Raw genomic sequence first — 1,116 nt, forward strand, 5'->3', positions numbered from 1 at the left:
TGTATTGCCCTGTGAGGTTGGGGACGCGGCTGGCGGGGGGTTTGCCGGCGAGTGCGGTGTGGCCGCGGTGGTGATTGTAGGTGTGTAGCCAGCCTGGGAGGGCTTCGCGGCGCTGGGTTTCGGTCTGGTAGGGCTGGGCGTAGGCCCACTCATCGAGCAGGGTCCGGTTGAACCGTTCCACCTTGCCGTTGGTCTGCGGTCGGTAGGGTCGGGTGCGTTTGTGCACGATCTGCGCGTCGCGCAGCGTGTCGCGCCACACGCGTGAGCGGTAGCAGGACCCGTTGTCGGTGAGCACCCGCACGACGGTGACCCCGGCATCGGCGAAGAACGCTTGTGCTCGGGTCCAGAACGCTGCCGCGGTTTCCTTGGTTTCATCGGGCAGGATTTCGGCGTAGGCCAGGCGGGAGTGGTCGTCGACGGCGTTGTGCAGGTAGCTGTAGCCGAGGTTCGGGCGCCCGTGGACCCGGCGGAGCCGGGCGGGATCGCGGTGGGCCGAGCTGTTGCGTCCGCCGGTGGCGCGGCCGTGCGCGCGGTGGCCGCCGCCGTCGGGGATGTTGCCCAGCTTCTTGATGTCCACGTGCACCAAGTCACCGGGTGCGGCGTGTTCGTAGCGGCGGACCGGCCGGCCGGTGGCCCGATCGAGGTGGGCGAGGCGGGCCAGCCGGTAGCGGGTCAGGACCCGATGCACCGTGGAGGGGTTCAACCCGAGCAGATAGGCGATCCGGGCCGGTCCCCACCGGCGCAGGACACGGACTTTGATGATCCGCCGCTCCGTGCGGGTGGGGGTCCGGTTCGGGCTGGTCGCCGGCCGGGACGAGTGGTCGGTCATGGCGGCTTCGCCGTGTGTGCGGTAGCGGCCGGCCCAGCGGGTCGCGGTGGTGACCGAGACCTGGAACCGTTCCGCCGCCCGCCGCAACGGCCACTCGTCGTCCACCACACAGCGGGCCAGGCGCAGTCTGCCGGTCGGGGTCAGCGGTGCGTTAGCGTGAGTCACGAGGGCCTCCGTTGATCGGTGTAGACGTCGCAATCCACACCGAACCCGGAGGCCCTCCCTCACACCAAGATCATCCGATCACGTGTCGCCCCGTACCCAACCTCCATGGCCAATACAGCTAG

The 1,116-nt window shown here is 69.5% G+C and carries 1 protein-coding gene; it reads right to left on the reverse strand.

The annotated features are described in order from the left end of the window. Positions 1-994: IS481 family transposase (locus ACLJQM_RS48175; RefSeq protein WP_410636676.1), on the reverse strand; the 994-nt coding region annotated here is incomplete at its 3' end. Positions 995-1,116: the final 122 nt, after the last annotated feature.

This window comes from Amycolatopsis sp. cmx-4-83 (assembly GCF_046548815.1).
In the GTDB taxonomy this organism is placed as follows: Bacteria; Actinomycetota; Actinomycetes; order Mycobacteriales; family Pseudonocardiaceae; genus Amycolatopsis; species Amycolatopsis pretoriensis_A.